This window comes from Borreliella japonica (assembly GCF_030438115.2).
GTDB classification, from domain to species: domain Bacteria; phylum Spirochaetota; class Spirochaetia; order Borreliales; family Borreliaceae; genus Borreliella; species Borreliella japonica.
In genome coordinates, this window is record NZ_CP124062.1 from 307,664 (window position 1) to 322,192 (window position 14,529).

The 14,529-nt window shown below is 28.7% G+C and carries 15 protein-coding genes; all 15 read right to left on the reverse strand.

Annotated elements, in window-relative coordinates; genetic code table 11:
- Nucleotides 1-9 precede the first annotated feature (9 nt).
- From hslU to QIA21_RS02145, 15 genes are read right to left on the reverse strand one after another with little or no spacing between them, the layout of a single operon-like run.
- The gene (gene hslU / locus QIA21_RS02075; RefSeq protein ID WP_301392954.1) at nucleotides 10-1,356 is read right to left on the reverse strand and encodes an HslU--HslV peptidase ATPase subunit; all 1,347 of its coding nucleotides are present in this window, start codon (nucleotides 1,354-1,356) and stop codon (nucleotides 10-12) included.
- Nucleotides 1,349-1,897: an ATP-dependent protease subunit HslV gene (hslV, locus tag QIA21_RS02080; protein WP_091972584.1), complete on the reverse strand. Its 549-nt coding sequence runs from the start codon at nucleotides 1,895-1,897 to the stop codon at nucleotides 1,349-1,351. The genes hslU and hslV overlap by 8 nt, the downstream gene beginning before the upstream one ends.
- 8 nt (nucleotides 1,898-1,905) lie before the next feature.
- Entirely contained in the window at nucleotides 1,906-2,850 is a 945-nt protein-coding gene (gene dprA, locus QIA21_RS02085; protein ID WP_301392955.1) for a DNA-processing protein DprA, read from the reverse strand.
- A gap of 9 nt (nucleotides 2,851-2,859) precedes the next feature.
- Nucleotides 2,860-3,552, reverse strand: a complete 693-nt coding sequence (locus tag QIA21_RS02090; RefSeq protein ID WP_091972576.1) for a tetratricopeptide repeat protein — start codon at nucleotides 3,550-3,552, stop codon at nucleotides 2,860-2,862.
- Entirely contained in the window at nucleotides 3,553-4,752 is a 1,200-nt protein-coding gene (gene ftsZ, locus QIA21_RS02095) for a cell division protein FtsZ (protein ID WP_301392956.1), read from the reverse strand.
- A 21-nt stretch (nucleotides 4,753-4,773) separates the two neighbouring features.
- The gene (gene ftsA / locus QIA21_RS02100; RefSeq protein ID WP_091972563.1) at nucleotides 4,774-6,015 is read right to left on the reverse strand and encodes a cell division protein FtsA; all 1,242 of its coding nucleotides are present in this window, start codon (nucleotides 6,013-6,015) and stop codon (nucleotides 4,774-4,776) included.
- The gene (locus QIA21_RS02105) at nucleotides 6,015-6,758 is read right to left on the reverse strand and encodes a cell division protein FtsQ/DivIB (protein WP_301392957.1); all 744 of its coding nucleotides are present in this window, start codon (nucleotides 6,756-6,758) and stop codon (nucleotides 6,015-6,017) included. The genes ftsA and QIA21_RS02105 overlap by 1 nt, the downstream gene beginning before the upstream one ends.
- Nucleotides 6,759-6,793: 35 nt before the next feature.
- Nucleotides 6,794-7,852 (reverse strand): putative lipid II flippase FtsW, encoded by a 1,059-nt coding sequence (gene ftsW / locus QIA21_RS02110; RefSeq protein ID WP_301393364.1) that lies wholly within the window; start codon nucleotides 7,850-7,852, stop codon nucleotides 6,794-6,796.
- 42 nt (nucleotides 7,853-7,894) lie between these two features.
- A complete protein-coding gene (gene mraY, locus QIA21_RS02115) occupies nucleotides 7,895-8,950 on the reverse strand; it encodes a phospho-N-acetylmuramoyl-pentapeptide-transferase (protein ID WP_091972557.1) in 1,056 nt (351 codons plus the stop codon).
- A gap of 17 nt (nucleotides 8,951-8,967) precedes the next feature.
- Nucleotides 8,968-10,359 carry a UDP-N-acetylmuramoyl-tripeptide--D-alanyl-D-alanine ligase gene (locus QIA21_RS02120; RefSeq protein ID WP_301392958.1) on the reverse strand — a complete coding sequence of 464 codons (1,392 nt, stop codon included), beginning with the start codon at nucleotides 10,357-10,359 and terminating at the stop codon, nucleotides 8,968-8,970.
- A gap of 22 nt (nucleotides 10,360-10,381) precedes the next feature.
- On the reverse strand, nucleotides 10,382-10,663 hold the full coding sequence (locus tag QIA21_RS02125; protein WP_091972552.1) for a hypothetical protein: 282 nt from the start codon (nucleotides 10,661-10,663) through the stop codon (nucleotides 10,382-10,384).
- A complete protein-coding gene (gene rsmH / locus QIA21_RS02130) occupies nucleotides 10,660-11,550 on the reverse strand; it encodes a 16S rRNA (cytosine(1402)-N(4))-methyltransferase RsmH (protein ID WP_301392959.1) in 891 nt (296 codons plus the stop codon). The genes QIA21_RS02125 and rsmH overlap by 4 nt, the downstream gene beginning before the upstream one ends.
- Nucleotides 11,543-12,379: a hypothetical protein gene (locus tag QIA21_RS02135; protein ID WP_301392960.1), complete on the reverse strand. Its 837-nt coding sequence runs from the start codon at nucleotides 12,377-12,379 to the stop codon at nucleotides 11,543-11,545. The genes rsmH and QIA21_RS02135 overlap by 8 nt, the downstream gene beginning before the upstream one ends.
- Nucleotides 12,376-13,452 (reverse strand): hypothetical protein, encoded by a 1,077-nt coding sequence (locus QIA21_RS02140; protein WP_301392961.1) that lies wholly within the window; start codon nucleotides 13,450-13,452, stop codon nucleotides 12,376-12,378. Before QIA21_RS02140 ends, QIA21_RS02135 begins: the two co-directional genes overlap by 4 nt.
- Nucleotides 13,453-13,484: 32 nt before the next feature.
- Complete coding sequence (locus QIA21_RS02145; RefSeq protein ID WP_301392962.1) at nucleotides 13,485-14,243, reverse strand: hypothetical protein; 759 nt, start codon at nucleotides 14,241-14,243, stop codon at nucleotides 13,485-13,487.
- Nucleotides 14,244-14,529 lie beyond the last annotated feature (286 nt).

Here is a 14,529-nt window from a genome sequence, read left to right on the forward strand (position 1 = left end):
TGCTTTTAACTAAATTATATAATAATTTAAATCTTTTTGTTCGTTAATTTGTATTTTTTTATTAACATAGTCCAAGTTTATTTCAAATTTTTTCAACTTACTGCCAGGCACCTCAAAAAAAAGATCTGCAAGCACTCTTTCCATAACACCGTGAAGTCTTCTGGCACCAAGATTTTCATTCTCAATATTCATATTGAAAGTAAGCTCTGCAATTCTATCTATAGCCTCTTCGCTAAACTTTAAATCCAAATTATAAACCTTAAACATCGCAACATATTGCTTTATTAAAGAATTTTTTGTTTGTTTTAAAATTTTTTTCAAATCGTCTATGCTTAGACTTTTAAGCTCAACCTTAATCGGAAATCTACCTTGAAGTTCGGGTATTAAATCAGAAGGTTTAGCCAAATTAAATGCTCCTGCTGCAATAAATAAGATATGAGAAGTATCAACTATTCCATATTTTGTATTAACTTTAGAGCCTTCAATAATTGGCAAAATGTCTCTTTGAACACCTTCTCTAGATACATCATTACCACTTCTATTCTTAGCAGCTATTTTATCGATCTCGTCAATAAAAATAATTCCCATATTTTCAACTTTAGATTTTGCAATATCTGAAATGTTTTCGTGATCAACCAATTTTTCAAGCTCTTCTGTTAAAATTATTTCCTTTGCTTTTTTAATCTTAAATTCTCTTTTCTTTTTTCTATCAAATATATTACCCAATAAACCACCAATTCCCATATCAATCTCTTCAAAATTACCACCTGTAAATATTTCTATTGTGGAAAATGGCATTTTACTAGAAATTTGTATTTCAATGCTAGTATCATCAAGTTCACCTGCTCTAAGCTTTTTTCTAAGCTTCTCTTTTACCTTTTCTTCTGCCTTTATTTCGTTTGGATCTATATTCTCAGAACTGCTAGATCCTTTAAAAAGGCTCTCAACTATTCTCTCTTCTGTTTTCACTAAAGCATCATCTCTTACAGCATTATACATCTCTTCTTTTACCATATTAACTGCAATGCCCATTAAATCTCTAACCATGGATTCAACATCACGACCAACATAGCCAACCTCGGTATATTTTGTAGCTTCAACTTTAATAAAAGGAGCTTTAATTAACTTAGAAAGTCTTCTTGCAATCTCAGTCTTTCCAATGCCAGTAGACCCAATCATAATAATGTTTTTAGGCATTACCTCGTCTTTTATTTCTTTTGGAAGTCTAGATCTTATATATCTATTAACAAGAGCAATCGATACTAATTTTTTAGCTTCATCTTGACCTATTATGTATTTATCAAGTTCTGCAACTACATCTTTGGGAACTATATAATGCTCTTCTAATTTATTCATTTTCAATCTCCTCAAGCACAATGTTAGAATTAGTATATATACATACTCTTGCTGCTATTTTTAAAGATCTAAGTGCAACCTCAAAAGCACTTAATTTTTTATTCTCCATGTAAGCAAGAGCTGCTGAATATGCATAATTGCCACCACTACCAATCGAAATAACATCCTCTTCGGGTTCAACAACATCACCAGTACCAGAAATCAAAAGAATATTTTTAGAATCAGCAACAAGCATCATAGCCTCAAGCTTATGAAGTATTTTGTCAGAACGCCAATCTTTTGCAAGATCAACAGCCGCCCTTTTAATATCAATCAAACCATCACCTTTAGCCTTGATTTTTTCTTCAAATTTTTCAAAAAGAGTGATTGCATCAGATGTTGAACCTGCAAATCCTGCTAAAATTCTTCCATTAAGCAATTTTCGTATTTTAATAGCATTACTTTTTAAAACAGTATGTCCAAAAGTTACTTGTCCATCTGCTGCCACCACAGTCTTGCCATTTTTTTTTATTGCAATAACTGTAGTTCCTTTAAAGTCCATATTACCCCCTATTTATATACCTCTCTTAAAAGTTCTCCAATAAGAACATCAGATACATCTTTACAATCACAACACTCTTTAGGATCATCTTCAATATTATTGGAATCTAAATACTTAATATTCAATAAAGCATAAAGATCTTTAACAGTTTTTATCTCTTGTGCCCCAAAGTCATACAATTTTACGGCTCCATCACCACAAAAATCTAAATCATAAACATATATGTCAAGCCCTAAGTCAAGACCAAGTTCAGCCGTAATCAAAGCCCCAGATTTCAAGGGTGCATAAGTTATAAAAATAGCATCGGACAAACCTGAGATCAATCTATTTCTTTTGGCAAAAAAATAATTCTGAATCTTATCAAATGGCAAAGTCTCAGTAATTATTCCCCCACCTTGTTCTAAAAGCTTGAAAACATATTTTCGATTTTGCTTAGGATAAATATTATCAATATCCGTTGGAATAACAGCGAATGTCCTACTATTCTCATTCATTGCTGCTATATGGGCTTCAATATCAGCTCCAATTGCAAATCCAGAAATAATCTCTACACCATTTTTTGCAAGATGTGAAGAAAATTCTCTTGTTCTCTCAGCAAGAGTTTTGCTAATTCTTCTAGAACCAACAACAGCCCAAGACAATGAAGAACAATTTGGCAAATTGCCTTTATAGTAAATAGCAAACGGGGGATCATAAATTCTTTTAAGCTTATTGGGATAAAATTTAGATCCTAGAATAGCAATTTTAGCATTTGTTCTTCGAATAACTTTTTCTTGCGATTCTACTAACTTTAAATCGGGCAAAATAAATGATCTTCTAAATGATCTTAGAAAATAAGCCTCAATGTCCTTTTGGGTTAATTTAACAATATCATTAAAATCAAAATTATTAAAAAGTTTTAACTTTTCTTTACTTTTTAAAAATTTCAAATTATCAATATAAAGCAACTTCATCATAAATAATTACTTCAAATTACTCATGATCCTAGAAACACCTTCTTTTTGCTCCTCGGTTGAAGCATTTTTATCAGCTTTATTATAAAACAATATGGCATTACCAAGATCACCTAGCGAATAATAATTTGCACCCCTTAACATAAAAAACTCAAAATAATCCTCACCCATATCATCAAGTTTATTTAAATAATTTTTAGCTTCAAGTTGTTTGTCAAGATCATATACATACATATTAGCAATAGCAAAAAGAGATTCTTTAAAATCATCTCTTATTGAAAGTGATTTTAAAAAAGAATTTTCAGCAAGAATTATGTATTTTTCAACTTCATCTTTTACTCTTAAATTTTTAGCCAAATTATAAGAAGCAACACCTATATAAAAATGAGATAAATAATTATTGGAGTTAATTTCTAAATTTTTAGCAAAATATTCAATAGCAGGCCCATACTGACCAAGCTTAAAAAATTCAAGACCAATCAAATTGAAAAATCTAGCTTTCTTGTCAATAGAATTAACTATCTTTAAAATATTCTTATCTTCTTTTTCAATGAATTCTTTATAAACTTCAATCTTAGATTCAGATCCACCACCTGAAATTTCCAATTCTCTTAATCTAAGCCCAAGATTCAATTTTTCTTTAGATTCACTGCCACAAGATAAAAATAAATTAATAAGTATTATTGACGACAAAATTTTCATCTAATCATCGCTATTTTTTTTATTTAAATTTCTAAGAAATGTCGGAACATCAATGTCATCATCAAAATAATTGACATTTTTAGACTTTGCTGCAAAAGAAGAATCTTGATGCTCATAAGATCCGGAAGGAATATTTTGATTACCCGACATCAAGGTATCAAACTCCTTAGAGCTTAAGGTATTATTTTCCGGTGCATTTGATATTTCTTTTTGCCTTTTGGATGCAAAACCTGTAGCAACAACTGTAACATAAATCTCATCTTCAAGATTTGAATTAATGGCATGACCATATATTACAGTAGCCTCATCATCAACACTAACAGTAATTATCCCCATAATCTCTTCAAGTTCGAGTAATGAAAAATCATCTCCACCAGTAACATTAACAAGAAGCCCCTTAGATCCTTCAATACGAACTTCTTCAAGCAATGGATTGCTAATCGCAGAAGTTGCAGCATCAACAGCTCTGTTCTCACCTTTGCCATATCCAATTCCCATTAAAGCATCACCTTGCCCCTGCATAATGCTTTTAACATCAGCAAAATCAATATTAACCTCTCCATGCTCAATAATAAGTCCTGCAATACCTTGAACGCCCATTCTTAAAACATCATCTGCGCGCTTAAAAGCATCTTTAATGGTAGTCCTTTTGTCAACAACGGTTAAAAGCTTTTGATTTGGAATAATAATCAATGTATCTACAGACTTTCTTAAATTATTTATTCCTTGCTCAGCAAGTCTTAATTTCTTAGGACCTTCAAACTTAAAAGGCTTTGTCACAACTCCAACTGTTAAAATACCAAGCTCTTTTGCAACTTGCGCAATAACCGGAGCCGCTCCAGTTCCTGTTCCACCCCCCATACCAGCAGTAATAAATACCATATCAGCACCAGAAAGATGGTTGCGTATAACATCAATGTCCTCCTCTGCTGCAGCTTGCCCAATCTCAGGCTTTCCTCCAGCACCAAGCCCTGCTGTAACTTTTGCTCCAAGAGCAATTTTTATGGGAGCAATAGAAGTTTGGAGAGCCTGAAGATCAGTATTAGCCACAATAAATTCAACATCTCTTACCCCATATTCAATCATACGATTAACAGCATTACTACCTCCTCCTCCTGCACCAATCACCTTAAGAATTGTGGGATTTGTAGTAGAATCGAATCTTCTTGTGTGGCTATCAATCATATTATAATCTTTCATTAACGCTTCCTCCACGATTGGTCAAAACCATTCTTTCAAAAACCAACCTTTCAACTTTGAAGATATTTTATTTTTTCTTTTAACTTTACTGCTTACCTTCTTTAATTTATTGAATTTTTGTTGCTCGTGCTTATAAAGAACAAGACCAAGGGCTGAAGAAAACTTAGGATCTATATGCTCTTCCCCAATACCATTAATACTCATTGGCAAACCTATTCTTGCGGGATAATTAAATACTTCTTCTATTAAATTAGAAATACCTGGAAATAAAGCTCCTCCACCCGTTAAAACTATACCACCATTAATCTTATTATAAAGCCCTCGTTTAAGTATCTCTGCTCTCATCATTTCAAAAATTTCTCTCAATCTTGAATTAATTATTACAGACAACTCTTTTCTACTTTTCTCTTGAGGAGGTCGAGTTCCAAGATTTGGAATAATTACAGTTTCCATTTGACTCTCTAGAATAGACGGATGAGCAATTCCAGCCGTTATTTTAATATTTTCAGCAACATCCTCAGGAACCTTCCAAACTTGAGCAATATCAAGGGTTACTCTATTAACACCAATAGGAATCACGCCTGTATAATAAGGAGAACCGTCAATATAAAGAATAATATCTGTCGTCCCCTTACCCATATCAATAAACAAAACACCCATCTCACGCTCTTCTTTAGAAAGAGTTGCATAAGATGAAGCTAAGCTTCCAAGAACAACCTCATCAACAGCAAAGCCAGCTCTATTTACGCATCTGACTAAATTCTGACTAGAAGAACTAGATCCCGTAATAATGTGCACTTCTCCTTCAAGACGAATGCCCATCATATCTATTGGGTTTTTTATATGGGGTATTCCATCCACAATAAATTCTTGAGGAATAACATGAAGAATTTCTCTATCCATTGGAATGACAATTGCTTTTGCTGCTTCAATTACCCTATCAACATCTTCTTCGCTAATCTCTCTTGTTCTTGAATTTATCGCAACAACACCGCGTGAATTAGTTCCCTCAACACTACTTCCAGACATAGAAACTGAAAGCGATGCAATGTCACATCCTGAAATTAGCTCAGCAGCCTCAATAGAATTAGATATTGAATCAAGAGCCGCTTCAATATTTATTAAAACCCCTTTTCTAACTCCTCTTGATATACTAGTGCCTATTCCAACTATTTCTAATTGATCATTTAAATTTACCTCAGCAACAACAGTACAAATTTTTGAAGTTCCAACATCCAAACCTACTATCAAATTCCTAGACACTAGCCTTCTCCTAACAAAATGATATCACCACTTCTTAAATCTATAACACCAGGCTTTCCTTTAAGCAAATCAACTGCAAGAAACGCTTTATGCATCACATCCATTAAATCCATATCAACTGTTATCAATATTTTATTATATATACTTTTAACATACAAAATTACATTATAATCATAGAAATTCAATTTTAAAAAATTCACCTCTGATATTAAATTATACAAATATTTTTGATTTATTTTAAGATAATCAAGGCCCCTTACAACATTAAGCATTCTATCTTCCAGAAAATCTCCTACATTATTGTCATTTAAAACTAATCCGCTAATTATAGGTAAATCATAAATTAAATGTTTACTTTTTTCCAAAATTACACCGTCTGATGCAATACAATAATAAGTAATATTGCCACTTATGTTTTCTAAAGCAACAGCAATGGGTATTCTTTTTTCTATTTTAATACTGATTTTATTTGGAAACTTAAGATCAACCTTAGCACTCTTTACCCTTAAATCTCTTTTAAGATTTTCCTCATATATTCTAACATTAGCATTATGATAATATGTATTAGGCTTAATTCCTGAAATCTTGATTATATCATCTTTAGAAAGAGAAACATCATCATTGATGCTAATATACCTAATCAAAAAATAAGGAGACGCAAAAACAATAATTATTATTTCAAAAAAAATTAAAGACATCGAAAAGTATATATACTTAATTAAAAATTTTCTCTCAAAAAACATAAACTAACCCGACTTATACTACTAGAAAAATCTAATCAATTATTACTTAAGTTTTTTGCAACATTTGAAATAAGACCAGAAAGAGCCATAGTAACAATAATAGAAGATCCTCCAGATGAAAAAAACGGTAAATTTATACCAGTGGGGGGCAAAAGACCAATTGCAATTAAAATATTCATTATACTTTGAAGAAAAATTGCAAGACTTGAAATAAACGCAATAAAAAATTTAAACCTGCTATTAGAATGAATAGCTATAAAATAACCAAAGTAAAAAAACAAAAAAAACAAACCTATTGCAAACAAAACACCTAAAAATCCCAATTCTTCTCCAAGAACTGAAAAAATAAAATCAGAATTGGCCTCTGGCAGCTTTCCAAGTTTCACCTCCCCCATTCCTAGACCTTTACCTAAAATTCCCCCACTTTTTAAAGCATTAATAGACGCTATTATTTGGTAACCTTTACCGGAAGGATCATCGTAAGGATTGAGAAAGGCAAAAATTCTAGAAATCCTATAAGGTTCAAGCATTAAAAATATGGCAGAAACTGGCAAAAAAGTAATCACAATGGCAAAAACATAACTAAATGCCATATTAGAAACAAACAAAACAATAAAAAAAAGAATAGCAAAATAAATAGCTGTTGAATAATCATTTTGCAAAATTATTAACACCCAAAAAATTGCAAAAATCAACATAGGCTTTAACCAGTATGAAATACCATTGTTTTTTCTTGGATCGAACTTACTCAAATAAGATGAAAGATAAATAGTAAAAGATATTTTAAAAATCTCAGAAGGTTGAATACTAACACCTTGAAAAAATATCCATCTCTTTGCTCCAGAAATACTTGGAAATAAAAAAGTTGCCATAATTAAAAAAAGAGTTATAATCAATACTGGGAATATTGATTTTTTTAAAAAATTTAAAGAAATTCTCTCAAAAACAAGAAAAACTATAAAGCTCAAAAAAAGATAATTAAGTCTTGTGAAAAATAAAAAATTTGGATTACCTGTCAGCTCTAAGCTTAGGAAAAAGGAAGATGTATAAAAAACTACAAGTCCATAAGCTACCAATAGTAGCAAAACAAGCAAATAGCATATCCTAAGTGAATTTATTTCTACAAACATAACAAATTATCTGATTTTTATCGTACTTAAAGCAATTATAGCAAATATCAACCCTATTATCCAAAATCTAATAACAACTTGCATCTCAGACCAACCAAGTTCTTCGAAATGATGATGAAGTGGAGCCATTTTGAATACTCTTTTCTTGGTTTTTTTGTAAACCATAACTTGAATAATTACAGACATGGTTTCAATAATAAAAACACCTGCAAGAATTGAAAAAAGTATTTCACTTTTTAAAATCAAAGCTGCCATTCCAAGAATGGCACCCAGAGCCAGACTACCTGTATCTCCCATCATAATTTTAGCAGGATAAGCATTAAACCATAGAAATCCAAAACTACCTCCAAGCAAAGCTCCAAGAAATATTACAAGCTCTTCAGAACCTTTAATATTTGGAATATGCAAATAAGTTGCAAAATCTGACCTGCTCGTAAGATAGGCAATTATTATTAAAGCCCCTGTTATAACTATGCTTAATCCAATTGCAAGTCCATCAAGACCGTCTGTTAAATTAAAAGAATTCGAAGCAGAAATTAAAATGAACATGCCAAAAGGAATGTAAAACAATCCCAAATCTACTTGGAAAGACTTAATAAAAGGAAAATAGATTATACTAACATGCTCGCTCCCAAAATAATACAAAATGCTAACAGAAATAAAAGAAAATATTATTTGCCCATAAACCTTAAACCGAGCTTTAAGTCCATCTGAAGTTTTCTTTTTGATTTTCAAAAAATCATCTATAAATCCCAAAAAAGCAAATCCAAGCATAACAAAAACCATAATCAAAAAATAAATATTCAAAATGTTACTCCAAAACACCAAAGAGATAAAAACACAAAAAAAAATAAGAATGCCTCCCATAGTAGGAATTCCTGTTTTTTCACTCAAATGTCTTTTAGGGCCATCTTCTCTTAAAATCTGATCGGCTCTTAATTTTTTTAGCCTTAAAATAATATAAGGACCTATAATTAAAGAAAGCAAAAATGCAAAAATTGTAGCATAAGCCATTCTAAAGGTAATATATTTGAGTAAACGCAAACCTAAAAGGTAAAACATAAGAACCTCATTATCATCTAAATATAATTTAAAATTCTCTCCAATCTGTTAAACCTTGAGCCCTTAATGACAATAAAAACTGAAGGTTCCAAGCTTTTTAAAAAAAAATCAATAAATTTATCAAACTCACTAAAATAATATAAACATTTTTTAACCAAATTCTCAGAATCCCTAACATCTAAAAATTCTTCGCCAATTAAAAAAATTTTATCAAAATTTATTGCAATAGCCTCTTGAATCAAATATTTGTGAGTTTTGTATGAAAATTCTCCAAGCTCTTTAAAAGAACCAAGAACTATAAATTTTTTATTTTGGATATTAAGATCTAAAATCATATTTTTTAAAGCTAAAAAAGAACCCATATTGCCATTATAAGAATCATTCAAAATTAAATATCCATTTTTTGTCAAAATTTCTGCCCTACCTTTTTGAAAAGCAGTTTCAATAAGTCCTTCTCTTATTTCTTTTTCACTCATTCCCAAAAATAGGGCCAAATTAATACACCCTATTGCATTAAAAATATTATGCTTACCTAACAATAAAATAGAGTACTCAAACCCTTTGTAAACAAAATCATAAGAAAATTTCCCTTCTAAAAAAGAAAATGATTTAATATTAAGATTTTTAAAATCAAAATAAACGATTTTAACATTTGAATTTGCAATTTTTGCTCTTTTTTCAAGATAAACACAATAATCATTCATTTCATTTACAACAAAGATTTCAATATTTTTGCCAATTATTTTGCTCTTTTCAAAAGCAATAGATTGTAACTCCTTGAAAGCTTGCATATGTGCACAGCTTATATTCGTAATAATAACAATTTCTGGTTTTAAAATTTGGGACAAAAGATCCATTTCTCCAACATAACTAACTCCAACTTCAAAAACAGCATATTCTTCATTGCCTTCTACTCTTAAAATACTAAGGGGAAGTCCAATGTCAGAATTTAAATTACCCCAAGTTTTGTAAGTTTTATATTTCTTAGAAAGTATACTATAAAGCATTTCTTTGGTTGTAGTCTTACCGTTACTACCTGTAATAGCAATTCTTTTAAAGCTTGTTCTTTCAATTAAATACGATGCTAAAGTTTGAAGAAGTTTTATTACATTGCTTGTAAGTAAAAAAACTAATCCTTCATTATCATTTAAATATTCAATACACTCAGATTCATGATCTCTTGAACATATAAAACATTTAACACCCAAATCAATTAAATATTTAACAAAAGAAAATCCATCTACTTTATTTCCCTTATGTGCAAAATAAAGACTAACATTAATGTTATTATCCTTTATTTCACGACTATCTAACGAGTAAAACGATACTACCTTCTCAATATTTTTTATATTTCCTACAAACTTCACATCTTTAGAAGAGATTAAAATATCCTTAATCTTTATACGCACTAAAACCTCATTCTAAAATCTTTTACTCAGCAAAAATATTTATATCTTCATTAGCTTTTTTTTCCAAATTTAATTCTCCAAAACAAAAACTTTCTATTCTATTAATATTTTCAAGTTCATATATTACGGTCAGCAATCTTAAATTATCATCAATAATATTTTCCTGTTCACTATCTAAATGATTAAATTCTCTAAGCTTTACAACATATCTGAAATTTAAGTAAATATTAAAACATACTACAACTGTTAGTATCAAAATTAAAATACAATAAACTTCAAATTCAATCTTACTTATACTATTCATAATTTTCTTACAGCTCTAAGCTTAGCACTCCTTGAAGGTTTATTTTTTTTAATCTCATCAAAACTCGGAATAATAGGCTTTTTTGAAATCTTAGCATACAAATCGCATCTTAAACTTGTAAAAAAATCTTTTACAATACGATCTTCTATTGAATGAAACGTAATAACAGCCAAAATTCCATCTTTGGCTAAATTTTCTACCCACAAAGGCAAACTCCTTTTAAGCCTAGCAAGTTCATCATTTACATAAATTCTTAACGCTTGAAAAGTCCTTGTAGCTGGATTTATTTTAACTTTTGAAAAAGGATAAACCTTGTTTATTATGGATTGTAACTCCTTTGCAGTTTGTATTTTTTTAATTTTTCGATATTCTACAATAGCCTTAGAGATTCTTCTAGAATAATGCTCATTGCTTAAATTATAAATTAAACTTTCAAGATCATATTTACTAAAAGTGTTTACAACCTCAGCCGCACTAATACTACAAGAAGAAGAACAAAGCCTCATATCCAAAGGCTCATCTTCAAGAAAAGAAAATCCTTTTTTACTTCCCTTGTAATGAAACATAGAAATTCCAAGATCAACTAAAATAAAATTAGCTTTGACATTTAAAGGGTAATTGCCGAAAAAATTATCAAACCAATCATTAAAATATGTAACTCTCTCTTTAAAAATAAGAAGAAACTGCTTTGCTCTTTCTAAAATTTGAGAATCTCTTTCAATTCCAACCAAACTTAAAAAGTCATATTTCTCAAGGATAGCTTTTGCATGAGCACCTTCTCCAAGAGTAGAATCAATGTATATTAAATTGCTTTTTACAGGCAAATCTTCTATAAGCTTACAAATTGCATCAAGTAGTACTGGGAAATGAAAAGCATTATTATTCATTTAATTTAAACCTATAAATTATTTTTTTTTCATTTCCATAAACATCGCCATATTTTATTTTAAGTTCATTCTTGCCCTTAATAAGATTAAGATCATTTATTTTAAGGCATCCGCCATCTTTTTTAATATTCAAAACATCTAATCCATAATTTTTCTCTTGAGCTAAAACATATGTATTATTAGTCAAAAAAATATTTTGAAAATCTGAACGAAAAATACTTTTATTATTCAAAATAGCCTCAAAATAATAAATTCCTTTAAGAGAATTTTCAAAAGATTCTACTTTTTGAGCATGAAAATATAACAAAAGGTTGTACTGACCAGAATCGACATTTAAATTTATATTTTTTGATAATTCCAATCTTTCATCATCACCCTTTCCTTTTAAAAAAAACCTGCCTAAAGTATATACTGTCTCAGCAACTACATTGCTCTTATTTTTGATAATAAACAAAGGATTGATAATCTTTTTAGAATTTGGATCATTAACTACTAAATCAATAACACTATTTTCATCCTTTAAAAAAATCTTTCCAAGTCTATAAAAAAACCCTCCTAAAACCTCTAAATTCAAATTTAAATCATTGTCAAAAATGATTAAAATACTACTATTTCTATCTAACTTATTTTTTGAATATAAGATTTTATAATTATTTGAAAAAACAGATATGGTCTTTTCCAGGGGTCTCAACCTTACTCCAATATTCAATTTATTATTATCCAATACACCAAAATCTTTAACTAAAGCAAACTTTTCATCATTTCTAAATTCCAAAAATGAATATAAATTAAAAATATTAAAGAAAAATATAAAAACAATTAAAATCATTGTCCCAATCCCAAATATTTTAAATCATTATTACTATTAAAATACAAAAGTCCCTTTCCAAATTCAACAAAAGAGATTATTTCATCTTTAATAAAAACATTATCAAATAATCTAAAAAAATTTGCAGAATAAGTCTTTATATTAATAATTTTTTCACTCTCAGAATAAAAATACACTCTGTAAACATTTTGAAAATAATCATATGATGCTCTTAAAATAGAATTTTTATTTTCAACTTTAAATATTTTACCACTTTTAATATTTATCACTACAAAGGAATTTTTGCCTTCAATAAACAAATTATGATAATCGTCTATTTTTATAAAAGTCTCAAAACTATTAATACTTAAATTGCTTAATTCTAAAATTTTTTTATAATTACTCTCTAAGTCAATTATTTCTAAAAAATACTCAGAATTACCTTTTAGTGTGACTAAATATTTATTATCAGAACTTAATTTAACAAAACATGTTGGAACTTTTCTCTCTAAAAAATTTTCCATATAAATTATTTTGCCTTGCTTATATACATAAATCTCACCATTAGAAAGCCCTAAGACTAAAACTTCATTATTATAGTCCAAACTTAAAATTGAGGACAAAAAATTGAGCTCCAGTATATTATTTCCTCCAGAATCATAAATCTCTAAAGTTCTATATAGGTTGTTTAGAGTAAAAATTAAATTATTTATTGCAAAAACAAAATCCTTGAACTTGAGTGTAAATAAAAATTTATTGTTTTTAACAGAAAAAACAGAATAATCCTCACTAGAATTAAAAAGCACATAATAATAGTCTGAATAACTTATTAAGTTATCACTTAAAAGAGAATACCAAAATTCTCCAAAATTAAGATTCAAAACCTTATTTGATAAAAAAACATTTTTGCTTAAATTTATATTTTTGTAGTCAGATTTATTTTCAAAATTCTTAAAATCATAAAAATTAGATACATTCATAGTAGATCTTATAAAAAAATCAATCAAAATTATAAATAATAAAAACAAACTCAAGATCAAAAAAATTTTTAACTTTTTGAATTTAACTATGCCCTCTTCTAAATTAAAACTCAATATAACTACTTCCTCCCTAGTACTTGATCTATCTATTTTGCTTTAATTAAATCTGAACTAAACTTTGAAGACCAAACCCCATGAAACCTTGAAAATTTTTCAGCGACTTCTTTTTGAGAAGCTATAGTAGCTAACGCTCTTCCAGCTTCAAGATAACTAAGAGAATGTAATCCAAATTCCTGAGATCCACTAAGCTCATATTTGCTTCTTAAAATAAATGCTCCCTCTTCTAAAAGCTCCAACACTTTAATAAGGTGTTCAAATTGAAATTTGTAATAAGGGCTCTCAAGTTTTAGATTTTTATAAAAATTTCTAAAATCAATAATATTTTTAGAAAAAACAATAAACTTAAGATACATATCTTCAAGAAAAACAAGTGTTTTAGAATCTTTTTTACTAAAACTTTTAGCCAAATCAATTAAATAACCTAATTTTTTAACAATTAAAAATCTCTCCTCGGGATTTAAATTAAGAGACTGAGGCATTTCAATTAACTCGCTTGGGGCGATACTAAGAACAGGACTAATAACCAAACTAAAATCAGAAATCAATCCAGACAAAATTTTTTTTATAGAATAATTTACTTTCAATCTAGGCTTAGTATAAAAATAATTTAAAGACGAAATATAGCTTAAAACATTTAAATTAAAATCGATAAGATCAAATGAAAGTTTAGAATTTGATGTAAATTCGCTGGTCTCTTTTATAACTGCTATATCATTTAAAGTTTTTAAAACAAGATTATTGATGTACACTATTTTTTTATAATTTTCATTATTAATTAAATCCATAAACACCTGCCTAAACTCATACAAAAGTGATTTATCAGCTATCCAATATATTGATTCTAACAACAAACATATTAAATATTTTAACAAGTTATAAATTTATAAAAAACACCCTTGAAACATTAACTCTGTGAATAAGAAAAACATTAACATACTTATAGTAAATTATGTAAAATTTTAACTAATTTTTAAAAGTACCAAACCTTAAAACATACAAAATCCTTTGGTTTCAGACTAAAGATTAAATTAAGTTAAACATTCAAATTAACAAACAATGACATTTTTTAAA

Excerpts from the sequence above, each read along its gene's own strand:
- hslU (WP_301392954.1), bottom strand. The coding sequence starts at position 1,356 with ATGAATAAATTAGAAGAGCATTATATAGTTCCCAAAGATGTAGTTGCA.
- dprA (WP_301392955.1), bottom strand. The coding sequence starts at position 2,850 with ATGAAGTTGCTTTATATTGATAATTTGAAATTTTTAAAAAGTAAAGAA.
- rsmH (WP_301392959.1), bottom strand. The coding sequence starts at position 11,550 with ATGAATAATAATGCTTTTCATTTCCCAGTACTACTTGATGCAATTTGT.
- hslV (WP_091972584.1), bottom strand. The coding sequence starts at position 1,897 with ATGGACTTTAAAGGAACTACAGTTATTGCAATAAAAAAAAATGGCAAG.
- ftsZ (WP_301392956.1), bottom strand. The coding sequence starts at position 4,752 with ATGAAAGATTATAATATGATTGATAGCCACACAAGAAGATTCGATTCT.
- QIA21_RS02145 (WP_301392962.1), bottom strand. The coding sequence starts at position 14,243 with ATGGATTTAATTAATAATGAAAATTATAAAAAAATAGTGTACATCAAT.
- QIA21_RS02105 (WP_301392957.1), bottom strand. The coding sequence starts at position 6,758 with ATGTTTTTTGAGAGAAAATTTTTAATTAAGTATATATACTTTTCGATG.
- QIA21_RS02125 (WP_091972552.1), bottom strand. The coding sequence starts at position 10,663 with ATGAATAGTATAAGTAAGATTGAATTTGAAGTTTATTGTATTTTAATT.
- QIA21_RS02135 (WP_301392960.1), bottom strand. The coding sequence starts at position 12,379 with ATGATTTTAATTGTTTTTATATTTTTCTTTAATATTTTTAATTTATAT.
- mraY (WP_091972557.1), bottom strand. The coding sequence starts at position 8,950 with ATGTTTTACCTTTTAGGTTTGCGTTTACTCAAATATATTACCTTTAGA.
- QIA21_RS02090 (WP_091972576.1), bottom strand. The coding sequence starts at position 3,552 with ATGAAAATTTTGTCGTCAATAATACTTATTAATTTATTTTTATCTTGT.